This window comes from Flavobacterium sp. (assembly GCF_049318325.1).
GTDB lineage: Bacteria > Bacteroidota > Bacteroidia > Flavobacteriales > Flavobacteriaceae > Flavobacterium.
In genome coordinates this window covers 1-2,266 of sequence record NZ_JBMOGQ010000209.1, presented here as the reverse complement: position 1 = coordinate 2,266, position 2,266 = coordinate 1, and the positions used below count along the sequence as shown (strand labels likewise).

Below are 2,266 nucleotides of genomic sequence, written 5' to 3'. Positions count from 1 at the left end.
TAAGCAAATATAAAATAAATGCTTGCCTTACTTTTTCTTCTGGATATAGAACCACCCTTTTTTTGCGGATTACACAATCTATGTAACTCACATTATCAATTAGGTATTCATAGATCTCAATTGGCCTGTCTAAACAATTTAAAATCATCTATTTAGAAATGAAAAAACCTAAAATTATTTCAATAGTTTCTTTCCATTCTTTTTCTGAATACTCTTGTAGGATTCTGTTTGCAGACACACCTGCATTTAATATTTCTAACTTTCGCCGTAAAATTGTGCAAACATCTTGATTGTATCCAGATCCTTTTCCTCTTCTATCAACCAATTCTCTCCAAAAAACGGAATTTTCATTATTATCTCGCAAAAAAGATTCCATTTGTTGACCTACTTTACTAATGAATGCATCATATTGAATTTCAAATCGTTTTGTAATTTCAGGAGTCAAGCTTTCTAATCCTTCAAGAGATTCACCTAGTTCTTTAATTATTTGTTTTACTTCATCTTTTAAATTTTTTGTAAATTTCTTTAGCATTTCATCTTCATTAACCCCTTCTGCTACCACTTTTGCATCGAAAAACGTGTCAAATCCTCTTTCTTCAAAAGTCCCGCTTCTTCTATGAATAGCATCTTTTGTATTCCAAGCGCTATATTTTTCTGAGTAATACTCAACGTAGTCATCAATGAATTCTTCATAAATGAAACTAGGAATTCGTCTATCCAAATTTTGAATGTCTTTCAGTTTAGAAACTGCTACATTTATTAATTCAATCTCTTTCTCTGATAAAGTCTTTCCTTTTTGTATTTGTTGGAAACTATTATTGATTTCATTTACTTCTTTAATCAAACTATCTTTTCTATTTTCGATGACATAATTTATAGCAAAAATTACATCATCTTTCGTATTTTGAATATCTTTTTCGCCATAATCTCTCTCTATTCTACCTGTTGAATCATAATATTGAAGTGCATCGTAAAATAGAATATTATCTTTAAAAAAATTAAGATTTAATTTGTTAAACGCACCTTGAATAATTTCTTTTTTTATTTCTATTCCTGTTTCTCTCGTTCCATCTCCATCATTTTCTTTTTCGGGTTCTCCTTTATGTGGCATTACAAATGTGACAAACCTCTCTTCGTATTTTTTTGAATGTTGACTTAAAAAATATTTCATCAACTCACGAACATTGGTTTCAGGTGAATCGTTATAAGTGGATGTAAAAAGACAAATTGTATCTTCTTTCTCAATATAATCTCTTAAGTCTAGTCTTATTGGATTTTCATCTATACCTTTTGTATCTATTACTGAATCAAAAAGATCCAATTCAGAGCCACCAAAAATCTCATTGTTAATATAAATAAATATTTTCTTTGGAATAGAAAAATCTGGAATATCAGCTTTATTTACTTTTTCAAAGGTTTCTTTAAGCCATTGCTTTGGATTAGCCGATTCAGGACAGAAAATTTGACTATTCGCCTTGTCATATATTCGTTTATCCAAATCTGCATTTTCAAAAGCATATCTTTTAAATTCTTCCAAAGAAAATTCTTTTGCCTTTTCTTCTGCTAAATCAGTTGTTTTTGAAGTAATTTTGCCATCTTTATCTTCAATCTTTTTTGAGGTTTTATTTAGATTTGTTATTGAACGTAAAGCCCTTTCAATCTCAGTCGAAATTACACCACTCTCTGATTTGTCGTTGTAAAAGGATTCACAAAAATCGTTGATCCAAAGTTCTAATTTTTCTTTACTGTAAGGGTCAATTTCAATATATATGTTTTTATCTGATTTAATAATTACTTCACTTATTGTTGTCCTGCCTGAACCAGTTGACAGTAAGGGTTCTGTAACTTCTATATTTCTTTTCCCTTTGTTTATTTCAACTGATTTTTGAATATCATGAACTAGATTGAATAAATTACATATGGCTGTTGTTTTTCCAGCGCCAATTTTACCTATGAATACAATCTTATATTTTTGAATATCTAAAATTCTACTTATTTCATTTAATCTATTTAATTTGGAAATTAAAGATTTTTTTCGTATATGTTCAAAAACACTACTATTATCGTCATTAATACTATCGATTGCAAGTTGAATTTCGCTCTTTAATTCAGAAATTAATGTCTTGGTTTCATGTAAAATCATATTATCCTCCAGTTGAGTTCATTACGGTTACTCTGTTTATGTAATTGTTTAGCGCATAACAGTATAAGTCAGCGGCGTGAATTAACTTTAGGGAAGATCGATGTATAAGTTTACACGATCGCT

The 2,266-nt window shown here is 29.2% G+C and carries 1 protein-coding gene; it reads right to left on the bottom strand.

All coding sequences use genetic code 11. From position 1 onward, the window contains the following. Positions 1–148 precede the first annotated feature (148 nt). Positions 149–2,143 (bottom strand): hypothetical protein, encoded by a 1,995-nt coding sequence (locus tag ACOYLP_RS11770; protein WP_422856360.1) that lies wholly within the window; start codon positions 2,141–2,143, stop codon positions 149–151. Between the last annotated feature and the right edge of the window lie 123 nt (positions 2,144–2,266).

Bases quoted from the DNA above. Each gene is read 5' to 3' on its own strand.
- ACOYLP_RS11770 (WP_422856360.1), bottom strand. From the start codon at position 2,143: ATGATTTTACATGAAACCAAGACATTAATTTCTGAATTAAAGAGCGAA.